Raw genomic sequence first — 803 nt, 5'->3', positions numbered from 1 at the left:
TCAAGGGAAAGCTTCGCTTCTCTTCAAGCCTTTATAGCTCCAGGCGTTTAATTAAGCGATAGAAATTACTTCGGTTTACGCCCAAGTCACGTGCTGCAGCCGCCTGGTTTCCCTGATGTTGGTCCAGAATATGAATAATATAATTTCTCTGGAAATCATCGACTGCGTCTTTAAGATTACCTTTTGGTGTAAATGAAAAAAGGTTACTGTTCTCTTCATTCACTAGCGGGTGTTCCTTGCCGTTAGTTTTTGGCTGACCGTTTTGAAGGTGAATATCCAGGTAGGAGGCGTCGATAACGATGGAACGGTTGTGTCGGCCTTGATCAGCAATCGCTTTTAATGCTGAGCGGCTGAGCATATGTTCTAACTCTCGTACGTTTCCGGGCCAATCATATTGAGTGAGGAGGTGCTTGGCATCGCTCGTGATTCTGAGTCCTTCGACACCTAAGCGCTTTTGATTTATTTCTAGTAAATAACCCGCAAGTAAGAGAATATCTTTGCCTCTTTCTCGAAGAGGGGGTATGTGAACCGGGTAGACACTTAGTCGATGGTAAAGGTCTGCTCGAAATCGATGTTCTGCGACCTCGTTTTGTAAGTCGCGATTGGTTGCGGCGACGATACGTACGTCTACCTGAATGTTCTTATCTGAGCCGACACGCTGAATCTCGCCGCTTTGCAGCGCTCTGAGTAACTTTGGCTGGATGGACAAGGGAAGCTCACCAATTTCATCAAGAAAAAGTGTCCCCTCATGTGCGATTTCAAATTTCCCCGCTCGGTCTGAAACCGCGCCAGAGAATGCGCCT

1 protein-coding gene is annotated in these 803 nt (G+C 46.7%); it reads right to left on the bottom strand.

The features are described 5' to 3' along the window. Positions 1-31: 31 nt before the first annotated feature. Positions 32-803 (bottom strand): sigma 54-interacting transcriptional regulator (locus tag A3729_RS25265; RefSeq protein ID WP_197476079.1); only part of this gene is annotated, 772 nt, incomplete at its 5' end.

This window comes from Oleiphilus sp. HI0043 (assembly GCF_001634935.1).
This window is presented reverse-complemented; position numbering and strand designations above follow the sequence as displayed.